Consider the following 19591-nt stretch of genomic DNA (forward strand, 5'->3'; position numbering starts at 1 on the left):
CCCTGGCCGCTAGCGAGACAGGCTTAAAGCATGGAAATGCGCGCAGATCTATTGGTTGTCGGGGCCGGAATGGTCGGAAGCGCCTTGGCGCTGGCGCTCAAAGACAGTGGGCTGAACATTCTGCTGCTCGACGGCAGCCCGCTCAGTGTCAAACCCTTTACCGTCCAGGATCCGTTTGAACCTCGGGTCAGCGCCTTGTCGGCCGCCAGCCAACGTATTCTGCAACGCCTCGGCGCTTGGGACGGCATCCGTTCGCGGCGTATCAGCCCGTATTCGCACATGCACGTGTGGGACGGCAGCGGCACCGGGCACATCCATTTCTCGGCGGCCAGCGTGCATGCCGAAGTGCTGGGTCACATCGTTGAAAATCGCGTGGTGCAGGACGCCTTGCTGGAGTGCTTGCAAGGCACCGATACCCAGATGCTGGCCAACGCGCGTCTGGAACAAATGCGCCGCTCGGGTGACGACTGGCTGCTGACCCTGGCGGATGGCCGTACGTTGCGTGCACCGCTGGTGATTGCAGCCGACGGCGCCAACTCAGCAGTGCGCCGCCTGACCGGCTGTGAGACCCGCGAGTGGGATTATCAGCATCATGCCATCGTCACGAGCGTGCGTTGCGCGCAGGCGCATCTGCAGACCGCCTGGCAGCGTTTTACCGATCACGGGCCGCTGGCGTTTCTACCGCTGGAGCGTGAAGGGCAGCAAGACTGGTGTTCCATCGTCTGGTCGACCACTCCGGAGCAAGCTGAGAAGTTGATGGCGCTGGATGACGAGGCATTTTGCCGCGAGCTGGAATTCGCCTTTGAAGGCCGTTTGGGCGACGTGCTCAGTGCCGACCCTCGCGTGCGCGTGCCACTGCGTCAACGTCACGCCAAACGTTACGTGGCTGAAGGTCTGGCATTGATCGGCGATGCGGCGCACACCATTCACCCGTTGGCGGGGCAGGGTGTGAACCTGGGCTTGCTCGATGCGGCGGTGTTGGCCGATGTGTTGCTGCACGCGACTGACCGCGGCGAGCGCTTGGCCGATGTGCGGGTACTGAGCCGTTTTGAACGGCGCCGCATGCCCCATAACCTGGCGCTGATGGCGGCAATGGAGGGCTTTGAGCGATTGTTCCAGTCCGACTCGCTGACAGCGCGATGGGTGCGCAACACCGGCTTGAAATGGGTCAACCAAATGCCCGAAGCCAAAGCGCTGTTTGTGCGCCAGGCGCTGGGCCTCACCGGCGATCTGCCGCCGCTGGCCAAGGCTTGAATATCTGTAGCCGCAGCCTATGGCAGCGGCGACAGGTTTATTTTTTCGTAACCTGCAACATCTGGTAACGCCTCCGGGGCGAGTTCGGTTGAGATGGCAAATGTGATTCACTACCATTTACGCCCGATTCGCATTAGAGAGACCGCCCTCCATGCTGGTACCCAAGCGTCTACTGACTGCCCTGGCCCTTACCCTGTTCGGGAGCAGCGTTTTTGCTGCCGATGAAGTGGTGGTTTATTCCTCGCGTATCGACGAACTGATCAAGCCGGTTTTTGACGCCTATACCGCTAAAACCGGGGTTAAGGTCAAGTTCATCACCGACAAGGAAGCGCCGCTCATGCAGCGCATCAAGGCGGAAGGGCAAAACGCCACAGCCGACCTGTTGCTGACCGTGGATGCGGGGAACCTGTGGCAAGCCGAGCAAATGGGCATCTTGCAGCCGCTCAAGTCTGATGTGATCGATAAAAACATCCCGCCGCAATACCGCTCCTCTTCCCACGAGTGGACAGGCCTGAGCCTGCGCGCACGTACCATTGCGTACGCCACTGACCGCGTTAAGCCAGACGAGTTGTCGACCTACGAAGCGCTGGCTGACAAGAAGTGGGAAGGCCGCTTGTGCCTGCGCACGGCGAAGAAGGTCTACAACCAGTCGCTGACCGCCACCATGATCGAAGTGAATGGCCCGCAAAAAACCGAAGAAATTCTCAAGGGCTGGGTGAACAACCTGTCCACTGACGTGTTCTCCGATGACATCGCGGTGCTTGAAGCGATCAATGCCGGGCAGTGTGACGTGGGCATCGTCAACACCTACTACTACGGCCGCCTGCACAAGCAGAAGCCGGATCTGGCAGTCAAACTGTTCTGGCCGAACCAGGCCGATCGTGGTGTTCACGTCAACTTGTCGGGCATCGGCCTGACCCAATACGCCCCGCACCCTGAAGCCGCCAAAGCGCTGGTGGAGTGGATGACCACCCCTGAAGCCCAGGCGATTTTTGCCGGCACTAACCAAGAGTTTCCGGCCAACCCAAGCGTTGCGCCGTCTGCCGAAGTGGCCAGTTGGGGTGACTTCAAAGCCGACGAATTGCCGGTTGAAGTCGCAGGCAAGCGCCAGGCTGAAGCGATCCGCATGATGGACCGTGCCGGCTGGAACTGATAAAAACACCACGCATTGCTTTTTTAGCCGCTGCCGCAGATTGCGATAAGGGCCGCAGGACCTTTGTGCTTGAAAGAGCGGGGCCGCTGCGCAACCCATCGCAGCCTGCGCCAGCGGCTACATAGTTTCTGTATCACTGCACCCGCTTTCCGAGAGTTTTTCGTGGCCCATCCTGCCCAACGCCGCTGGTATCCGCTGGTCTTTGTCATTGCCGCTCTGGTGCTGTTGCCGCTGAGCGTTTTGCTGCTGTCCTGGCAAAGTATCGATGCCCAGATATGGAGTCACCTGTGGGACACGCAGATGCCCCGTCTGCTGGGCAATACACTGACGCTGATCGTCGGCGTCGGCGTCGGTGTGACACTGCTCGGGGTCAGTCTGGCGTGGCTCACCAGCCTTTGCGAATTCCCCGGCAGGCGCTGGCTGGATTGGGCGCTGATGCTACCGTTTGCGATTCCAGCCTATGTGCTGGCGTTTGTTTTTGTTGGCCTGCTGGACTTTGCCGGGCCGGTGCAAACCCTGCTGCGGGAATGGCTTGGTATGGGCCTGCGACTGCCGCGCGTACGCTCGACTGGCGGCGTGATCATCGTGCTGATTCTGGTGTTTTACCCCTACGTGTACTTGCTGGCGCGCACCGCCTTTTTGGCGCAAGGCAAAGGCCTGATGGAAGCTGCCCGCGTGCTGGGTCAAAGCCCGTGGCAGGCTTTTTGGCGTGTCGCATTGCCCATGGCCCGCCCGGCCATCGGCGCCGGTGTTGCACTGGCACTCATGGAAACACTGGCTGATTTTGGCGCCGTGTCGGTGTTCAACTTCGACACCTTCACCACCGCGATCTACAAAACCTGGTACGGCTTTTTCAGCCTGTCGACTGCCGCTCAGTTAGCGAGCTTGTTGTTGCTGGTGGTGATGCTCGTGCTCTACGGCGAGCGTCGGGCCCGCGGTGCCAGCCGTGCCAGCAACGAGCGGCCGCGAGTCAAGGCCTTGTATCACTTGCGTGGCCCCCAGGCGTGGCTGGCCAGCGGCTGGTGCCTGCTGGTGTTTGCCTGTGCGTTCGTTATTCCGATGCTGCAACTGGTGGTGTGGTTCTGGCAGCGTGGGCGTTTTGATCTGGATGAGCGTTACGCCGGGTTAATTCTGCACACCCTGTATTTGGGCAGCATGGCCGCGCTGATCACCGTGTGTGTGGCGCTGGTGCTGGCGTTTGCTCGACGTCAGGCGCCGACGCCAGCGATCCGCGCCGGGGTCAGCCTGGCCAACCTCGGCTACGCCTTGCCGGGCTCGGTGTTGGCGGTGTCGATCATGCTGGCTTTCAGCTATCTGGACCGCGAACTGGTGATCCCCTTGTCGGGTTGGTTGGGTGGTGCGGGCAAGCCGCTTTTGCTGGGTAGCTTGTCAGCCCTGTTGCTGGCGTATTTGGTGCGCTTTATCGCAGTGGCTTACGGCCCATTGGAAAATAGCCTGGCGCGCATTCGGCCTTCCTTGCCTGAGGCGGCGCGCAGTTTGGGTGTGAGTGGGCCGCGACTGTTTTTCAAAGTGTATCTGCCGTTATTACTGCCGGGCACATTGAGCGCAGCGCTGCTGGTGTTTGTCGATGTGCTCAAAGAGATGCCCGCTACGCTGCTGATGCGGCCTTTCGGCTGGGATACGCTGGCGGTACGGATCTTTGAAATGACCAGTGAAGGTGAATGGGCGCGAGCTTCCCTGCCTGCATTGACCTTGGTTCTGGTCGGCTTGCTACCGGTCATCGGCTTGATTCGTCGCTCGGCCTATCGCAACAGCTAGGTGTCAGTCCTCCTGCATACGGCTACAATGCGCGGCATTCGGTGCGGACTGTCTGTCAGGCCAGGTTTTTTGTTAAACACAGCAAGACCTCTTTTAATGGTCTGAAGTGTTGCACAAGCCTGTCCGCACCTTCGCCAAGCCCGGAAGGAGAAACCCATGGGACAGCGTACGCCTCTGTACGACCTGCATCTCGCCCTAGGCGCGAAAATGGTCGATTTTGGCGGTTGGGATATGCCCTTGCATTACGGATCGCAAGTTGAGGAACACCATGAGGTGCGCCGCGACTGTGGGGTTTTTGATGTCTCGCATATGACCGTGATAGATGTCACCGGGGATCAAGCCAAGGAATGGCTACAGCATTTATTGGCTAACGATGTCGACCGTCTGAACACTCCCGGCCGTGCACTTTACAGCGCGATGCTCAACGAAAACGGCGGTGTGGTCGACGACATGATCGTCTATCTGATGCCGACGGGTTATCGGCTGGTCGTCAATGCTGCCACCCGTGACCAGGATCTGGCCTGGATGAACGCCCAGATGCAAGGTTATGCCGTGCAGTTGCAAGAGCGCCCCGAGTTGGCACTGCTGGCCATTCAAGGCCCGCAGGCACGACAAAAAGTGGCTGAGTTGGTGAGCCATGCGCGCAGCCAGCTTATTCAGCAACTCAAGCCCTTTGAAGGGCAGACCAGCGGTGACTGGTTTATCGCCCGCACCGGCTACACCGGTGAAGATGGCCTGGAAATTCTGCTCCCGGCCGATCAAGCCCCTGGGTTCTTTAACGATCTGGTCGGCGCCGGTATTTCCCCTATCGGTTTGGGCGCGCGCGATACCTTGCGCCTGGAAGCCGGCATGAATCTCTACGGGCAGGATATTCACCTGTCAGTCTCGCCACTTTCAGCCAACATGGCCTGGACCATTGCCTGGGAACCTGCCTCGCGCAAGTTCATTGGGCGTGAAGCACTTGAGGCCGAAAAAGCCAATGGTTCGCGGCTCAAACTGGTGGGTTTGGTGCTCGAAGAGCGAGGCGTCCTACGTGCTCATCAGGTCGTTCGTATAGCTGATGTTGGCGAAGGAGAGATAACCAGTGGTAGTTTCTCTCCTACGCTAAGCAAATCGATTGCTTTGGCGCGAGTTCCAATGGCCACGGCTGACCGTGCCGAGGTTGAAATTCGTGGCAAGTGGTACCCGGTTCGCGTGGTTAAACCGACTTTTGTTCGTCTTGGCAAAGCCTTGATCTAACGTTTACTGGCAGGCTCGCACACGGTGTGAGCCGCTGACTTTTCTTCTGAGGACACTGAATATGAGCCTGATCCCTGCTGAGTTGCGCTTTGCTGAAAGTCACGAGTGGGCACGTCTGGATGCGGATGGCACGATTACCGTAGGTATCAGCGATCACGCTCAAGAAGCACTGGGAGACGTGGTGTTTGTTGAACTGCCAGAGGTTGGCAAAGTGTTCGCTGCTGGCGATGCGGCAGGCGTGGTTGAGTCGGTAAAAGCGGCTTCGGATATTTACTCGCCGGTATCGGGCGAAGTGATTGCGGTCAATGAAGCGCTGGGTGACAGCCCGGAAGACCTGAACGAAAAACCGTATGACAGCTGGATTTTCAAGCTCAAGCCAGGCAACACCGCAGAGCTGGAAAAACTGCTGGATGCTGCTGGCTACAAAGCCGCCATCGGCGAGTAACCTCTCGGAACATGTAGCCGCTGGCGCGGGCTGCGATAAGGGCCGAAGGACCTTCGCTTTTTCGGTCCTTGGTGCCGCTACGCAGCCTTCGACAGCGGCTGCAAAGGGTTAAGCGTCTTTCAGCACCGCTTTAACCGCCGCCACAGAGCGCTCTACATCGGCCTTGGTCATTGCCGTGAACATTGGCAGCGACACGATTAAACGTCCGACACGTTCGGCAACCGGAAACATCCCTTCCTTGAAGCCCCGCGCGCGGTACAAGCTCAGCAAGTGAATCGGCGGGTAGTGATAACCCACACCGACGCCCAGCGCCTGCATCTCTTTCATAAAGGTTGCACGGGCAGGCTCGCCGTCTTTGCGCTCTGGCAGTACCAGTTGGAACAAATGCCAGTTGGTGTTGTTGAAGTCCGCCACAGGCAATTGCGCGCCGTATTGGGCTTCGAAGTCCGGGCCGAAGCACTCGAAATAATAGTGAGCCAACTCCCGCCGATGGGCAGTAATCGCTTCAATATGCGCAAACTGGCCCAGGCCAATGGCAGCGGCAATGTCGGTCATGTTGAACTTGCCACCCAGCACGTCGACATCCAGCCCGTCAAAGCCAGTGCGGGTAACGCCTTGTAGGCGATACTTCTCGGCCAGGCGCGCCTCTTCTTCATTGTTCAGCACCAGGCAACCGCCCTCAGACGAGGTAACGTTCTTGTTGGCCTGAAAACTGAAGGAAACAAAATCACCGCGAGCGCCGATGCGCTGCCCTTGCCAGCTCGACCCCAGGGCTTGAGCGGCGTCTTCAACCACGCGCAGGTTGTGCTTTTTAGCCAGCGCGTAGAGCGCATCCATGTCCACCGGCAAGCCCGACAGGTACACCGGAATAATGGCCTTGGTGCGAGGTGTGATCGCGGCCTCGAGCTTGGCCAGATCAATATTGCGGGTGACCGGGTCAATATCGGCAAACACCGGCGTGGCGCCGACTTCAATGATCACGTTGGCCGTGGCTACCCACGAAATAGGCGTGGTGATGACTTCATCGCCAGCACCGACGCCCGCAATGCGCAGGGCGATTTCCATGGTGCAGGTACCGGAGTTGAAGGTACGCACCGGGCGCCCGCCGAAATACTCGGACAATTGCGCTTCGAACGCCTGAACCTTTGGCCCGCTGGTGATCCAGCCCGAGCGCAACACGTCGCCCACGGCAGCAATGGTGGCTTCATCAATAGTGGGTTTGGAAAACGGCAGGAAAGGCAGAGAGCTCATAGAGGCTAGACGTCCGATGTGATTTTGGGTGAGTAAAGCATACCCAGAGCATGGCTCACATCAGGTGAATTTTCTGTATAGGAGCTGAATAGAAAAGTATAAAGCCCTCACCTGTAGCCTCTGCCGCAGGCTGCGATGGGCTGCGCAGCAGCCCCAAAGCGAAGCGCCTGCGGACCGTATCGCAGCCTGCGGCAGCAGCTACAGGTGTTGTGCGTCTTTACTCGGCCGTGGCGTTTTTAACCAGAATCGCGTTAGCCAGGTCCATGTCGCTGACTTTCAGATTCGGGTTGTCGGCGCGCACTTGCTGCATGGCCGATTCAAGGTAGGGGCCACGAATTTCGCCGTTGCTGGCCACAAAGCTGCCTGCATCATCTTGAGCGGCAATCACTTTGCGGTCTTTCTTGAACGTCAGGTAGGTGGAACCGGTGGTCGCCCCAGAGGACAAGACGTTACGCCAGAAAGTGTCGGCCATGGCAGAGCCAACAGGGAGGGACAACAGGGCAATAGCAGCAACAGCATATTTAAGGCGCATGACGGTAACTCCGAATAGATTAGCTACCTGTTTGATTGTAGTTAACGACCCGGAGTTCCGTAATGTTATGTCGCAATTTCTACGCTTAGCACCGTGCCGTTTTGCGCTATGACGCGCACGGGCGTTCCGACTTCGGCGTCAGGTCCTACAGCCATCCAGACCCCATCTCCGACTTTGATTTTGCCTCGTCCGTCTACAATCGCTTGCTGCACGACAAACGTACGGCCAATCAATTCGTGGCCACGGCTGTTGAGTTCGGGCTGATCGCTGTGGGCGATGGTGTTGCGTTGGCGCTTCCACCAGAACACCGCCGTAAGGATAGCCAGCACGCCAAACAGCGGGAGTTGCAGCGCCCAGGACAGCGTGGGTATCAGAAAGGTCACTGCTCCGACGATGATCCCGGCAAGCCCCACCCACAGCAGATACCCACCGGCGCCGAACACTTCCAGAATCAATAGGACGGTACCCAGTGCCAGCCAGTCCCAGTAGCTCAGGTTTTGCAGGAACTCCCACATGTATCAGGCCTTTTTGTTGTCAAAGGTGGCTTTGACGATTTCGCCGATGCCGCCTACTGCGCCGATGACCTGGCTGGCTTCCAGCGGCATGAGGATGACTTTACTGTTGTTGGCCGATGCCAGTTTGCCCAGTGCATCGATGTATTTTTGGGCCACAAAGTAATTGATCGCCTGCACGTTGCCGGTGGCAATGGCTTCGGAAACCACCTGCGTTGCCCGGGCTTCTGCTTCGGCCTGGCGCTCGCGGGCTTCGGATTCAAGGAAGGCTGCCTGGCGACCACCCTCGGCTTCAAGAATCTGAGCCTGCTTTTTACCTTCGGCCGTCAAAATCGCTGAGGCTCGCAGGCCTTCGGCTTCCAGAATTTGCGCGCGCTTGATCCGTTCGGCTTTCATCTGACCACTCATCGCGGCCATCAGATCTGCCGGCGGGCTGATGTCTTTGATCTCGATACGGGTGATCTTGATGCCCCAAGGCGCGGTGGCCTCATCGACGGTACGCAGCAGTTTTTCATTGATCCCGTCACGCTGGCTGAGCATCGCGTCCAGTTCCATCGAACCAAGCACGGTACGGATGTTGGTCTGTAGCAGGTTGCGAATGGCGTGTTCGAGGTTGTTGACCTCGTAGGCGGCCTGGGCCGTGTTGACTACCTGGAAAAAACACACAGCGTCAATTTGCACGGTCGCGTTGTCGGCGGTGATGACCTCTTGCGGCGGGATGTCCAGCACGCTTTCCATCACGTTGATTTTGCGCCCGATGCGGTCCATGACCGGGATGATGATGTTCAGGCCGGGTTTAAGGGTATTGGTGTAGCGGCCAAAGCGCTCAACGGTCCATTGGTAACCTTGCGGCACGACCTTGAACCCCATAAAGAGCACGGCGATCGCCAGCGCGACAAATAACAGAACCACAGTACCTACTTGCATAACCATTCCTTGTTTGTGATGTATCGACGAGGGAAGCCCTCGGCGCAGAGTGCCTGCATGCAAACAGCTCAACTGTTTAAATTTTAGTCAACATAACTCAACTACGCCGGGGTTACGCGTAATGCTTCCTCCAGAGTGGTCATGCCGTTGGTCACTTTATGGGCTGCGGCGATTCTCAGTGGGCGCATGCCTTCGGCACACGCTTCAAGGCGCAGGGTGTTGATGTCTGTCTGTGGGCCGATCAGGGCATTAAGGCGGTCGCTCATCTGCATGATTTCGTACACTCCGGCGCGTCCGCTGTAGCCGGTGTCCCGGCATTCCAAGCAGCCATTGGCCCGGCACGTATGAGTCGGCGGGGGATTGGCCCAGGTCGGAGCTAGGCTTTGCCAGTCGCCTGGCAGTATGGGTTGCTCGGTCTTGCACTCCGGGCACAGGGTGCGCACCAGCCGTTGGGCCATGACGCCCAGCAACGTGGCTTTGATCAAGTAGGGGGCGACGCCCAGCTCTTGCAGGCGGCTGATAGCGCTCGGTGCGTCGTTGGTGTGCAGGGTCGAAAGCACCAGATGCCCGGTCAACGCGGCCTGAATGGCGACTTCGGCGGTTTCCAGGTCGCGTATCTCGCCGAGCATGATGATGTCCGGGTCTTGTCGCAGCAGCGCCCGCACGCCGTTGGCGAAGGTCAGGTCGATATTGGGTTGCACCTGCATCTGGTTAAAGGCGGGCTCAATCATCTCGATCGGGTCTTCCAGGGTGCACAGGTTGATTTGCGGGGTGGCCAGTTGCTTGAGCGTTGCATAGAGCGTGCTGGTTTTACCCGAGCCGGTCGGGCCTGTGATCAGGATGATGCCATTGGGCTGGTGGATCATGTGTTCCCAGCGTTGCAAGTCTTCGGCGCTGAACCCCAACTGGTCGAAGTTTTTGAGCAGCACCTGCGGGTCGAAAATACGCATCACCATTTTTTCGCCAAAGGCGGTCGGCAGGGTAGCGAGTCGCAGTTCTACTTGCGCGCCTGCCGGGGTTTTGGTTTTGATTCGGCCGTCCTGGGGTTTGCGCTTTTCGGCGACATTCATCCGGCCCAGGCTTTTGAGGCGGCTGATGATGGCCATCGTGACCTGAGGCGGAAACTGGTAGACGTTGTGCAGCATCCCGTCGATGCGAAAGCGCACACAGCCCTGCTCGCGACGCGGCTCTATATGAATATCGCTGGCGCGTTGCTCAAAGGCGTACTGAAACAGCCAGTCGACGATATTCACAATGTGCGCGTCGTTGGCATCGGGCTCCTGACTGCTGGTACCGAGGGTGAGCAATTGCTCAAGGTTGGACGGGGTGCTGGTTTTTTGATTATTGAGTGCCGCCCCCGTGACCGACTTAGCCAGTTGGAAGAACTCCACGCTCAGGCGCTCGATCTCCAGGGGGTTGGCAATTACGCGCTTGATGGGGCGTTTGAGCACATGCTTGAGGTCGACTTCCCAACTGCTGACCCAGGGTTGAGCGCTGGCGATGGTGATGGCCTCTTCATCCGCTGCCACAGCGAGGATTTTATGCCGTTGGGCGAAGGCAAAAGACATCAGCCCGGTGACCGTCGCGACATCGATCTTCAGTGGATCGATGCGCAGATAGGGCTGCTTGTACTGCACAGCAAGCCACGCGGTCAGCGTTTCGATGTCGAGGGTTTTGCCGGGGCGGCTGGGGTCATCGAGGTGTTGATTGGCCAGAAATACCAGCGGGTGAAGGTGGCTGTTGAGCGTTTCTCGGCTGGCGATCAATGCCTGTTCAGCGCAGCCTTGGCTCAGGCGGCCTTGGGCGAGCAGGGCGGGCAGCAGTTGTTTCAGGCTTAGCCACTGATCATGGGGCGAGGCGTTGCGCATAAATGCTCCAGGGGACGGCTTCAAATACCGGCGCGGATGTATGCGTATCTGCACCGTGAAGCTTGAAGCCTAGTCACCCAGAACAGGTCTTGGGTTGCTCAATGGTTGCGAACTGTTACCCGGTGAGTGCGGTCATGGCGGGCTGAGCCGGTTGCAGCGTCATGTCGAACACACTGATCAGATTGCGCAACTTTTCGCCAATCACTTGGGCACGGTGCCAGCTTTGCTCATCACTGAGAATTTCGATGCTGAAGCTGTCGTGATCGCGCACTACAGCGATTTGCTGAGGGATCAACTGCTGCAAGGCGAATAGATTAAGTACCCGGCACAGCACATCGGCGTCTGCCTCGGCCTGAATCCGAAACAGCACAGCACATCGGCGTCTGCCTCGGCCTGAATCCGAAACAGCACCGCGCACGGCGCCGCATGGCTGGCCCAAACGTCGGGGCGGGTTGAGGTGTGGACGGCTTCCAGAGGCGGCATTCGATGACTCCTGATTAGGCTGCAGAAATGTTTACACGCCGTGCTGGGTATTTCTTATCTAAGATGCATTTATTAAGCGGTTAAAAGACTTGATTAAGTCGTCACTTATTTATTTGAAGGTATTTTTATGCAGGGCGAGCTAGACACTTTCGACCGGCGCATCCTGGCACTGCTGCAAGAGGACGCCTCGCTGTCCAGTGCACAGATCGCCGAACAGGTGGGTTTGTCGCAATCACCGTGCTGGCGGCGCATTCAGCGAATGAAGGATGAAGGGATTATTCGTGGGCAAGTCACCTTGCTGGACCGCAAGAAAATCGGCCTCAACACGCAGATATTTGCCGAGATCAAACTCAACGCCCACGGGCGCTCAAACTTCACCGAGTTCACCGATGCCATTCGTGGTTTTCCCGAGGTGCTGGAATGTTATGTGCTGATGGGGTCGGTGGATTTTTTGCTGCGTATCGTTACCGCAGACATTGAAGCCTATGAGCGCTTCTTCTTTGAAAAACTGTCAATGGTGCCGGGAATTCAGGAAGTGAACTCAATTGTTGCGCTATCCGAGATCAAGTCCACCACGTGTTTGCCGGTTTGATCCGAAAGCAAAACGGCCTCCACTGGGGAGGCCGTTATCAGGGATTACACCTGGCTGTCAGTGAACAAACAGCGCAATCAAAATGATGATCGGGATTGGGATACCCAGGAAAAACAGCAGAAGTGAGCGCATTTTTATTCTCCAGAATTAACGATCAACTGAGGGGGTGATTGGGCGATCAAGGTAGGTCACAGCATCACGGCGACGACCGCCGAAGGTGGCGAACAGGCTGGCAAAGAATGCACCCAGCAACAGCGTGATAAACATCCACAGGGTGGTCCAGGCAGCCACTTTGGCGGCGGTGTCGGCAGCCTCTTTAGCCTTAACCTTGGCGTCTTCAACGGCCTGGTGTGCCTTGGCGTAGACCTGATCAACCCGTTGCTCAGCTTCTGGCTGGGTCAGATTGGTCCGTTGCGCAACGATTTGAGCCAGGTAGGAGCGGTCTTCGGTGCTCAGTTGGCCGTCGTTGCTCAGGCTGCGTACAAAGATACGGGTCACAATACCGTGGGCGGCGTCTTCGCTGACTGCGGTGCCGCGATCATCGCGAAACAGCGTGTCGATGAAATAGTCTGAGCTGTCGCCTGCACCATTTTTGGCGTGTGCACCGGCGGCGCTGCTCGCAGCGGTCACAGCGCCCGAGGCAACGTTGGCGGTGGCTTGCACGCCGCTGCCGATAACGCTGCTTATAGAGCCTGCAATCAAAGTTGCTGTGACAAGCGTGGCGACTGCCCATGACAAAAAGCCGTGTGCAGTGTCGCGAAAGTACACTTCATCGCCATGCATGTTGGACCATTTGACCCGCAAACGACCTGCCAAGTAGCCGCCCATGCCCGAGGCAATGATCTGGGTGACGGCCAGCCAGATAATTGCGGTCAGGCCTAAGCCTTTGGCGCCAATACCTTCGCCTGCCCACGGCGATACGGCAGAAAACCCCAAGCCAGCTCCCAGCATGATCAGCAGGAGAGAAAGTGAGGCAGCGGCTGCGGCGCCAGCAAAGATAGCGGCCCAGGAAACACCTGAGTGGCTAGAGGAATCTTGCTGGGCTGCGAGATAGTGCTCTGAAGTCCCGATCATTATTGTTGTGCTCCTGAAGTGGTATGTAGTGCAACCTTCGCTCAGGAAATTGCAGGGGCTGTGCCAACTATTAATTTGTCATAAAAGTAATAACTTTCAATGAGTTAGGTTTTCGAGCAATAAGCGCAGTCATGCAGCGTGCATGATTCAGGCTGAAACAGGCGGGCGTAATGCACTGAAACAATTTGATGGGCGGGGTGGTTGTGCACAAATAAAAACGGGAGACCTGAGGTCTCCCGTTTGATGGCATCAATCGCGGTGATGCTTTCTTTTGTGATGGCCATAGGCATGACCACGGCCCCGGTGATCGTCGCGGGAGTAGCGTCGGTTATCGCGCTGACTGGAGCGGCGATCGTCGGCATCGCTTTTATTGCCCATGTAATTACCTAACGCGCCCCCGGCGCCCCCGCCAGCGGCTGAGCCGACCAGTGCGCCGGTGCTGCCGCCGACACCGCGACCCAGCACGTTGCCGCCAGCTGCGCCCAGTGCGCCACCAATGGCGGCTTCGCCACGGCTGCGTTTATCTGCACCCACAGCACTGCCTGCCGCGCCGCCGACGCCTGCGCCAATGGTTGAGCCTGTGGAACCGCCAAGTTGTTGCCCGACTACGGCGCCAAGCACCCCGCCTAATGCGCCGCCTACACCGGCTTCGGTGGTGCCACCGGCCGAGGCTACGCCACTGACCAGGCCAAGGGACAACAAAAGAATCGAGGTGAGTTTCATAGGTGAGCCTTAAAAGGATGACGGCGTGATCCTGAGGCTGGAGAGGTTTGCTTACAATCGGAATCCGACGAGTAACACGAGTTGTACACAATTATCTAACATATTGTTTTTTATAGGGAACTTAATAACTTTTAGAGTGTCTGTTAGCTATTCGGATAGACCACTTTTGCGCTGTAGGAGCCAGCTCGCTCCTACACGCGGGCAGCGGGTGTCAAACCATGTGCCCTCACTGCGAGGGCACTTTTTTTCAACTCGCCTTCGCCATAATCAGCTTCGAAGGGCTCGCCGCTTCAAGGCAGATCGCCACGAACTTGGACGTTGGCGTATGGCTGCCATCCCCCGTGCTTTCCAGCGGCACCAGCGGGTTGACCTCCGGGTAATAGGCCGCTGCCTGACCTGCGGGAATGTCAAACGCCAGCAAGGTGAAGTTCTTCACCCGGCGCTCATGCTTGTCATCCCAGATCGAAACGATGTCGACTTTCTGCCCCGGCTTGAAGCCTAGGCGGATGATGTCGGCTTCGTTGACGAACAGCACGTCACGTTGGCCCTTGACCCCGCGATAACGGTCGTCGAGTCCATAAATGGTGGTGTTGTACTGGTCGTGCGAGCGCATCGATTGCAGGATCAGGTCAGGCAATTGCCCAGTGGCACGCGTGCGGGCATCCACCAGGTCTTGCGGCAATTCGTTGATCCGGAAGTTGGCGCGCTGGGTCGGGGTGTTCCACTGCCGAGCACCCGCAGAGTTGCCCAGGTAGAAACCGCCCGGGTTTTGGACACGGGTGTTGAAGTCCTTGAAGCCGGGAATGGTATCGGCGATCAAGTCACGAATGCGCCCGTAGTCGGCTACCACCCAGTTCCAGTCAATCGGATGCGTGCCCAGTGTGGCAGCCGCAATCCCGGCAATGATTGCAGGCTCTGAGTGCATGTTAGGCGACAGCGCTTTCAGTTGGCCATTAGAGGCGTGGACCATGCTGAACGAGTCTTCAACGGTCACCGCCTGCGGACCTTCGGCCTGTATGTCGATGTCGGTACGGCCCAGGCACGGCAAAATCAGCGCCTCTTTGCCATGCATCAGGTGGCTGCGGTTGAGCTTGGTGCTGATTTGAACGGTCAGGTCGCAATTGCGCAGCGCCTGGGCCGTGCGCGGGCTGTCTGGCGTGGCTTGGGCAAAGTTGCCACCCAGGCCGATAAACACTTTGGCCCGGCCTTCAAGCATGGCGTGAATCGCTTCAACCACGTTGTGGCCGTTATCACGCGGGACTTTGAATTTGAAGCGGCGCTCCAGCGAGTCAAGGAAGGCCACGGGAGGGCGTTCGTTGATGCCCATTGTGCGGTCGCCTTGCACGTTACTGTGGCCGCGTACCGGGCACAAACCTGCGCCAGGGCGGCCAATATTGCCGCGCAGCAGCATCAGGTTGGCGATTTCCTGAATGGTTTGTACCGAATGGCGATGCTGGGTGATGCCCATCGCCCAGCACATGATCACGTTTTTACCTTTGAGGTACATGCGGGCGGCGCGTTCGACGTCGACCAGGGTGAGTCCTGATTGCTCGACGATGTGCTCCCAGGTTGTGGCGTCCAGGCTGGAGATGTAATCGAGCACGCCAGAGGTGTGCTCATTCAAAAAGGCGTGATCAAACACGGCCGGCTCGCCTGCGGCCTGTGCGTCGCGCTCCCATTGCAGCAGGAACTTGGCCATGCCGCGCAACAGCGCCATATCGCCGCCCAGGGCCGGGCGCAGGTAAGCAGTGTTGGTCGGGCGATCGCCGTTGGTCAGCATTTCCAGCGGGTGCTGCGGGTGCTGGAAGCGTTCGAGCCCGCGTTCTTTGAGTGGGTTGACGCACACCACTTGAGCGCCGCGCTTAACGGCCTCGCGCAACGGTTCGAGCATGCGCGGATGGTTAGTGCCGGGGTTCTGACCGAGCACGAAAATAGCGTCGGCATGTTCAAAGTCGTCGAAGGTCACGGTGCCTTTACCGACCCCGATACTTTGTGCCAACGCCACGCCGCTGGCCTCGTGGCACATGTTCGAACAGTCCGGGAAGTTGTTGGTGCCGAACGCGCGCACAAACAACTGATACAGATAAGCCGCTTCGTTGCTGGCGCGCCCCGAGGTGTAGAACTCGGCCTCGTTGGGGCTCGACAGGTTCAGCAAATGCTTGGCGATCAGGGCGTAGGCGGCATCCCAGCTGATCGGCGTGTAATGGTCGGTCTCGGCGTTGTAGCGCATCGGCTCGGTCAGGCGGCCCTGATATTCGAGCCAGTAATCGCTTTGCTCCAGCAACGCACTCACGCTGTGTTTGGCGAAGAAGGCAGCATCCACGCGGCGCTTGGTTGCTTCCCAGTTCACCGCCTTGGCGCCGTTCTCGCAGAATTTGACCAGGCCGCTTTCCGGCGAATCGCCCCATGCGCAGCCGGGGCAGTCGAAGCCGCCGTTCTGGTTGGTCTTGAGCATCATGCGCAGGTTTTTCAGCGCGTTGTCACTGGTCAACCACGCTTGAGCCACACTGATCAGCGCACCCCAGCCACCCGCCGGGCCGGTATAGGGCTTATAGCGCGGCGTTGGGGGTTTGTCGGCTTGATGATGAGTGCTCATGGTTGAATCTCCTGCACCGGGCTGTAAACCCGTGGCGCGCTTTTTTGCGGCAGATGAATAAGGTTGAGGTTATGGCGACGGGCCCATTGCAGTGCCAGGCCAGTAGGCGAGGACAGGCTGATCAGGGTTTGAATCCCGGCACGCAGCACTTTTTGAATCAGTTCAAGGCTGCAACGGCTGGTGACAATGGCTGCACCGCCGGTCAGATCGATGTTCTGGCGCACCAATGCACCAATCAATTTATCGAGGGCGTTGTGTCGGCCAATGTCTTCGCGGCCCATCAGCAATGCGCCTTTGCCATCCATATAAACAGCCGCATGCACGGCGCCGCAGTGTTGGCCCAGCGGCTGAAACGCGCTGATGCGCTGGCGCAAGCCGTCGAGCCATTGAGCGGGCGGCAACGCAGCGCCGGGCAGTACGTCAAGGTCGGGCAGCGCCTGCTCGACCGCTTCGACGCCACACAAACCGCAGCCGCTGGTGCCCGCGAGTTGTCGGCGTTGTTGTTTGAGGTTCCAGAACGCCCGGCTGGCGATTTCGACGTGTGCATACTGCGCCGAGCCTGAACTCGTGAGCTTGAGATCGTAGATTTCGCTGGCGTGATGAATGATCCCGCTGCCCAGGCTGAACCCGACAATAAAGTCTTCAAGGTCGGTGGGGGTGACCAGCATCACGGCCTGACTGATGCCGTTATAGGCAATCGCAAGGGCGACTTCTTCCGCCAAGGCTGTTTCAGCAACGCAGCTGTGGTCGAGCGTGACGTAGTGATACGTCTGGCTGGCAGATGGCGCGGGCGTTGTTGTGGCGGGCGCCGCGCACAGGGGGCGCTTGGCGTTCATAGGGCATTACCAACGGGTGATCTGACCCTAAGCCTAGGCGCGACACTCTGTCGCGTCTAATCGCTAGCGTTGATCTATTGATAGATGCTGTCGATCAAGAGGGGTTTAGTGATTGCTGGTACAGCGCGAAACAGGCCTCGGCCAATGCCGAACGCGGGGCCTCGCGGCGCATGATTAAGCCCAGCCGTGCCAAGGTTTTAGCGTCTTCGATGGGGTGCAGGCGCAAGTCGTCCGTGAGTGCTTGCAGCCCGCCGTCCAAGGGCATCACCGCACAGCAAAAGCCGCCGTGCACCGCTTGCAGAAGTTGATGAACGGCATCGGTTTGTAACAACGGATGCGGCGTCAGGCCTCGGCTGTGAAAGTTGTGATCGATGGACTGACGAAAGTGCATGCTGCCGCTGAGCAGGCCCAGTGGCAGTTCAATCAATGCCTCCCAGCTCAAGGGTTGCTCACCAAAGTCGAAGTGCCGTTGGTCGTAAAGCAGCCCCATGCGGGTTTCACCCAGCGCCTGGGAGTCGAAGCGCTCATGGTCGAGGCGGTCCAGGTATGACACACCCACGTCCAGCTGGTTGCTGGCCAACTGTTCAAGGATCTGCTCGGAACTGAGTGCGGATAACTCAAAGCGCAATTCAGGATGTTCCTGATGCAGGCGCTGCAATAGAGGCAGCGGATCAAAGCTCGACAGCGGCACCACACCCAGACGCAATGTGCCAATCAGATTGCCCCGCCAGGCGGCGGCTTCGGCTTGCAGGCCATCGTAGGCGGCCAACACCGTCCGGGCCCAGGCCAGCACGCGCTCTCCGGGGGCGGTAAAGCTTTCGAAGCGCTGACCGCGATTGACCAATTGCAGGTCAAGTTCCTGCTCAAGGCTGCGCAAGCGCATCGACAAGGTCGGCTGAGTAATATGGCAGCGGGCAGCGGCCTGACCGAAATGCCGGGTTTCATCGAGGGCAATCAGGAATTTCAGCTGCTTGATGTCCATCGTGGCTCCGCGAATGTTGGTCTACGCTTACGGATCTGGATATCTCAACCCTAGGAGCGTGACTGATGAGTATTTTTAGCTTTGTGAAAGAAGCTGGCGAAAAATTGATCGACCTGCTGACACCGGGTAATGCCAATGCCAGTGACGAGCTTAAAAAGCACGTGGAACAGGTGGGGCTGGGTAATCCTAATATCAAAGCCGAAGTGAACGGCGACAAGATAACGGTAAGCGGCGAGGTAGCCTCTCAAGAAGAGAAAGAAAAAATCATCCTGGCGGCGGGCAACATTGCGGGTGTGGCCAGTGTTGAAGACAACATCACCGTCACCGGCCCGGTGGTAGTGGCCTCCAGATTTGTGGTGGTAGAGAAAGGCGACACCCTCAGTGCGATTTCGCTTCGGGTGTACGGTAATGCCAACCTGTACAACAAGATTTTTGAAGCCAACAAACCGCTGCTCAAGGATGTGAACAAAATCTACCCAGGGCAAACGCTGCGTATTCCTGAGTAAACCCACGCACGCTTGTGGGAGCGGGCTTGCTCGCGATGCAGGCCATGCGGTTTGTCACAACAACCGCGTCGATGCTATCGCCAGCCAGCCCACTTCCAAGATTGGTGGTGCCGTGGTGTTCAAAGGCCTTCCAGCAATTCGCGATAATCCTCCAATGCCTCAAACTCTTCAGTGTCTTTGGGGGCTTTTTTGCTGTCGGGCTGTTTGACGGCCAACAAATGGCCTACCCCAAATTCGCGGGCGCTGCGCAGAATCGGCAAGGTGTCGTCGATAAACAGGCTGCGGCTTGGGTCGAAGCCAATGTCGGCTTGCAAGGCATCCCAAAACGCCGGGCTTTCCTTGGGGAAGCCGTAATCGTGGGAGCTGATCAGGCGCTCAAAATACGGCGCCAGTTCGATGCGCTCCAGTTTCAGCGACAACGAATCACGGTGCGCGTTGGTGATCATAATCACCCGCTTGCCAGCCTGTTTGATCGCCGCTAAAAAGGTATCGGCATCGGTGCGCAGGGCAATCAGGTGCGCCGTTTCCAGCTTGAGCTCGCGCACCGGGATAGCCAGCTCGCGGCTCCAGAAGTCAAGGCAGTACCACTTCAACTGGCCCGCATTGTTTTCAAACAGCGGCGTCAGCTCCAGATCCGCCATGGCGCGGCTGATGCCATGCAGTTCGGCATAGCGCTGCGGCAGGTGCTCCAGCCAAAAGTGGTTGTCGTAGTGCAAGTCGAGCAGCGTACCGTCCATGTCCAGCAGAACGGTATCAATGTCGCGCCAAGGTAACGCTGTCATGCAAAACTTCTCCCGCAGTAGAAAAACATCCGACTCAGACAATCGGAAAAGCCGGGG

19 protein-coding genes are annotated in these 19591 nt (G+C 58.2%); 7 read left to right on the top strand and 12 right to left on the bottom strand.

Going from position 1 to position 19591, the window contains the following annotated elements:
- Positions 1 to 36 precede the first annotated feature (36 nt).
- The 5 genes from ACIQYF_RS00355 to gcvH all read left to right on the top strand — a co-directional run bounded on the left by ACIQYF_RS00355 (position 37) and on the right by gcvH (position 5870).
- Positions 37 to 1254, top strand: coding sequence for a 2-octaprenyl-3-methyl-6-methoxy-1,4-benzoquinol hydroxylase (locus ACIQYF_RS00355; RefSeq protein WP_402856154.1), 1218 nt, complete (start codon positions 37 to 39; stop codon positions 1252 to 1254).
- A gap of 151 nt (positions 1255 to 1405) precedes the next feature.
- Positions 1406 to 2407: an extracellular solute-binding protein gene (locus tag ACIQYF_RS00360; RefSeq protein WP_402855210.1), complete on the top strand. Its 1002-nt coding sequence runs from the start codon at positions 1406 to 1408 to the stop codon at positions 2405 to 2407.
- A gap of 162 nt (positions 2408 to 2569) precedes the next feature.
- Positions 2570 to 4186: an ABC transporter permease gene (locus tag ACIQYF_RS00365; RefSeq protein WP_402855213.1), complete on the top strand. Its 1617-nt coding sequence runs from the start codon at positions 2570 to 2572 to the stop codon at positions 4184 to 4186.
- Positions 4187 to 4342: 156 nt separating this feature from the next.
- Complete coding sequence (gene gcvT / locus ACIQYF_RS00370; protein ID WP_402855216.1) at positions 4343 to 5425, top strand: glycine cleavage system aminomethyltransferase GcvT; 1083 nt, start codon at positions 4343 to 4345, stop codon at positions 5423 to 5425.
- 61 nt (positions 5426 to 5486) lie between these two features.
- Positions 5487 to 5870 (top strand): glycine cleavage system protein GcvH, encoded by a 384-nt coding sequence (gene gcvH / locus ACIQYF_RS00375; RefSeq protein WP_402855219.1) that lies wholly within the window; start codon positions 5487 to 5489, stop codon positions 5868 to 5870.
- 108 nt (positions 5871 to 5978) lie between these two features.
- Here the strand turns inward: gcvH and ACIQYF_RS00380 are convergent, their stop codons facing one another.
- From ACIQYF_RS00380 to ACIQYF_RS00405, 6 genes are all read right to left on the bottom strand, one after another.
- Positions 5979 to 7121, bottom strand: a complete 1143-nt coding sequence (locus tag ACIQYF_RS00380) for a DegT/DnrJ/EryC1/StrS family aminotransferase (RefSeq protein ID WP_402855222.1) — start codon at positions 7119 to 7121, stop codon at positions 5979 to 5981.
- A 217-nt stretch (positions 7122 to 7338) separates the two neighbouring features.
- The gene (locus ACIQYF_RS00385) at positions 7339 to 7653 is read right to left on the bottom strand and encodes a DUF2388 domain-containing protein (protein WP_402855224.1); all 315 of its coding nucleotides are present in this window, start codon (positions 7651 to 7653) and stop codon (positions 7339 to 7341) included.
- Between the two features lie 65 nt (positions 7654 to 7718).
- Positions 7719 to 8168 carry an NfeD family protein gene (locus tag ACIQYF_RS00390; protein ID WP_402855227.1) on the bottom strand — a complete coding sequence of 150 codons (450 nt, stop codon included), beginning with the start codon at positions 8166 to 8168 and terminating at the stop codon, positions 7719 to 7721.
- 3 nt (positions 8169 to 8171) lie between these two features.
- Positions 8172 to 9092: an SPFH domain-containing protein gene (locus tag ACIQYF_RS00395; RefSeq protein ID WP_019408394.1), complete on the bottom strand. Its 921-nt coding sequence runs from the start codon at positions 9090 to 9092 to the stop codon at positions 8172 to 8174.
- Positions 9093 to 9193: 101 nt separating this feature from the next.
- Positions 9194 to 10960: a GspE/PulE family protein gene (locus tag ACIQYF_RS00400; RefSeq protein WP_402855230.1), complete on the bottom strand. Its 1767-nt coding sequence runs from the start codon at positions 10958 to 10960 to the stop codon at positions 9194 to 9196.
- A gap of 115 nt (positions 10961 to 11075) precedes the next feature.
- Positions 11076 to 11330 (bottom strand): hypothetical protein, encoded by a 255-nt coding sequence (locus ACIQYF_RS00405; RefSeq protein ID WP_402855233.1) that lies wholly within the window; start codon positions 11328 to 11330, stop codon positions 11076 to 11078.
- Positions 11331 to 11570: 240 nt separating this feature from the next.
- Here ACIQYF_RS00405 and ACIQYF_RS00410 point away from each other — a divergent pair, with 240 nt between their 5' ends.
- Positions 11571 to 12035 (top strand): Lrp/AsnC family transcriptional regulator, encoded by a 465-nt coding sequence (locus ACIQYF_RS00410; RefSeq protein WP_402855236.1) that lies wholly within the window; start codon positions 11571 to 11573, stop codon positions 12033 to 12035.
- Positions 12036 to 12182: 147 nt separating this feature from the next.
- On the opposite strand, the gene ACIQYF_RS00415 is transcribed toward ACIQYF_RS00410, so the two are convergent.
- From ACIQYF_RS00415 to ACIQYF_RS00435, 5 genes are all read right to left on the bottom strand, one after another.
- Positions 12183 to 13109 carry a hypothetical protein gene (locus tag ACIQYF_RS00415; protein ID WP_402855239.1) on the bottom strand — a complete coding sequence of 309 codons (927 nt, stop codon included), beginning with the start codon at positions 13107 to 13109 and terminating at the stop codon, positions 12183 to 12185.
- Positions 13110 to 13358: 249 nt separating this feature from the next.
- Positions 13359 to 13832 carry a glycine zipper domain-containing protein gene (locus ACIQYF_RS00420; RefSeq protein WP_402855241.1) on the bottom strand — a complete coding sequence of 158 codons (474 nt, stop codon included), beginning with the start codon at positions 13830 to 13832 and terminating at the stop codon, positions 13359 to 13361.
- 247 nt (positions 13833 to 14079) lie between these two features.
- Positions 14080 to 16428: an FdhF/YdeP family oxidoreductase gene (locus tag ACIQYF_RS00425; protein WP_402855244.1), complete on the bottom strand. Its 2349-nt coding sequence runs from the start codon at positions 16426 to 16428 to the stop codon at positions 14080 to 14082.
- Entirely contained in the window at positions 16425 to 17264 is an 840-nt protein-coding gene (gene fdhD / locus ACIQYF_RS00430; protein WP_402855247.1) for a formate dehydrogenase accessory sulfurtransferase FdhD, read from the bottom strand. The genes ACIQYF_RS00425 and fdhD overlap by 4 nt, the downstream gene beginning before the upstream one ends.
- A gap of 94 nt (positions 17265 to 17358) precedes the next feature.
- Positions 17359 to 18246: a LysR family transcriptional regulator gene (locus ACIQYF_RS00435; protein WP_402855250.1), complete on the bottom strand. Its 888-nt coding sequence runs from the start codon at positions 18244 to 18246 to the stop codon at positions 17359 to 17361.
- A gap of 65 nt (positions 18247 to 18311) precedes the next feature.
- On the opposite strand from ACIQYF_RS00435, the gene lysM reads away from it, so the two are divergent.
- Positions 18312 to 18752 carry a peptidoglycan-binding protein LysM gene (gene lysM, locus ACIQYF_RS00440; protein WP_402855253.1) on the top strand — a complete coding sequence of 147 codons (441 nt, stop codon included), beginning with the start codon at positions 18312 to 18314 and terminating at the stop codon, positions 18750 to 18752.
- A 119-nt stretch (positions 18753 to 18871) separates the two neighbouring features.
- Here lysM and yrfG read toward each other — a convergent pair whose 3' ends face one another.
- Positions 18872 to 19534, bottom strand: coding sequence for a GMP/IMP nucleotidase (gene yrfG / locus ACIQYF_RS00445; RefSeq protein ID WP_402855256.1), 663 nt, complete (start codon positions 19532 to 19534; stop codon positions 18872 to 18874).
- Between the last annotated feature and the right edge of the window lie 57 nt (positions 19535 to 19591).

The organism is Pseudomonas sp. NPDC096917 (assembly GCF_044762555.1).
GTDB lineage: Bacteria > Pseudomonadota > Gammaproteobacteria > Pseudomonadales > Pseudomonadaceae > Aquipseudomonas.

Coding starts and splice junctions, on each gene's coding strand:
- ACIQYF_RS00355 (WP_402856154.1), top strand. CDS start 37: ATGCGCGCAGATCTATTGGTTGTCGGGGCCGGAATGGTCGGAAGCGCC.
- ACIQYF_RS00360 (WP_402855210.1), top strand. CDS start 1,406: ATGCTGGTACCCAAGCGTCTACTGACTGCCCTGGCCCTTACCCTGTTC.
- gcvT (WP_402855216.1), top strand. CDS start 4,343: ATGGGACAGCGTACGCCTCTGTACGACCTGCATCTCGCCCTAGGCGCG.
- gcvH (WP_402855219.1), top strand. CDS start 5,487: ATGAGCCTGATCCCTGCTGAGTTGCGCTTTGCTGAAAGTCACGAGTGG.
- ACIQYF_RS00380 (WP_402855222.1), bottom strand. CDS start 7,121: ATGAGCTCTCTGCCTTTCCTGCCGTTTTCCAAACCCACTATTGATGAA.
- ACIQYF_RS00385 (WP_402855224.1), bottom strand. CDS start 7,653: ATGCGCCTTAAATATGCTGTTGCTGCTATTGCCCTGTTGTCCCTCCCT.
- ACIQYF_RS00390 (WP_402855227.1), bottom strand. CDS start 8,168: ATGTGGGAGTTCCTGCAAAACCTGAGCTACTGGGACTGGCTGGCACTG.
- ACIQYF_RS00395 (WP_019408394.1), bottom strand. CDS start 9,092: ATGCAAGTAGGTACTGTGGTTCTGTTATTTGTCGCGCTGGCGATCGCC.
- ACIQYF_RS00400 (WP_402855230.1), bottom strand. CDS start 10,960: ATGCGCAACGCCTCGCCCCATGATCAGTGGCTAAGCCTGAAACAACTG.
- ACIQYF_RS00410 (WP_402855236.1), top strand. CDS start 11,571: ATGCAGGGCGAGCTAGACACTTTCGACCGGCGCATCCTGGCACTGCTG.
- ACIQYF_RS00415 (WP_402855239.1), bottom strand. CDS start 13,109: ATGATCGGGACTTCAGAGCACTATCTCGCAGCCCAGCAAGATTCCTCT.
- ACIQYF_RS00420 (WP_402855241.1), bottom strand. CDS start 13,832: ATGAAACTCACCTCGATTCTTTTGTTGTCCCTTGGCCTGGTCAGTGGC.
- ACIQYF_RS00425 (WP_402855244.1), bottom strand. CDS start 16,428: ATGAGCACTCATCATCAAGCCGACAAACCCCCAACGCCGCGCTATAAG.
- fdhD (WP_402855247.1), bottom strand. CDS start 17,264: ATGAACGCCAAGCGCCCCCTGTGCGCGGCGCCCGCCACAACAACGCCC.
- ACIQYF_RS00435 (WP_402855250.1), bottom strand. CDS start 18,246: ATGGACATCAAGCAGCTGAAATTCCTGATTGCCCTCGATGAAACCCGG.
- lysM (WP_402855253.1), top strand. CDS start 18,312: ATGAGTATTTTTAGCTTTGTGAAAGAAGCTGGCGAAAAATTGATCGAC.
- yrfG (WP_402855256.1), bottom strand. CDS start 19,534: ATGACAGCGTTACCTTGGCGCGACATTGATACCGTTCTGCTGGACATG.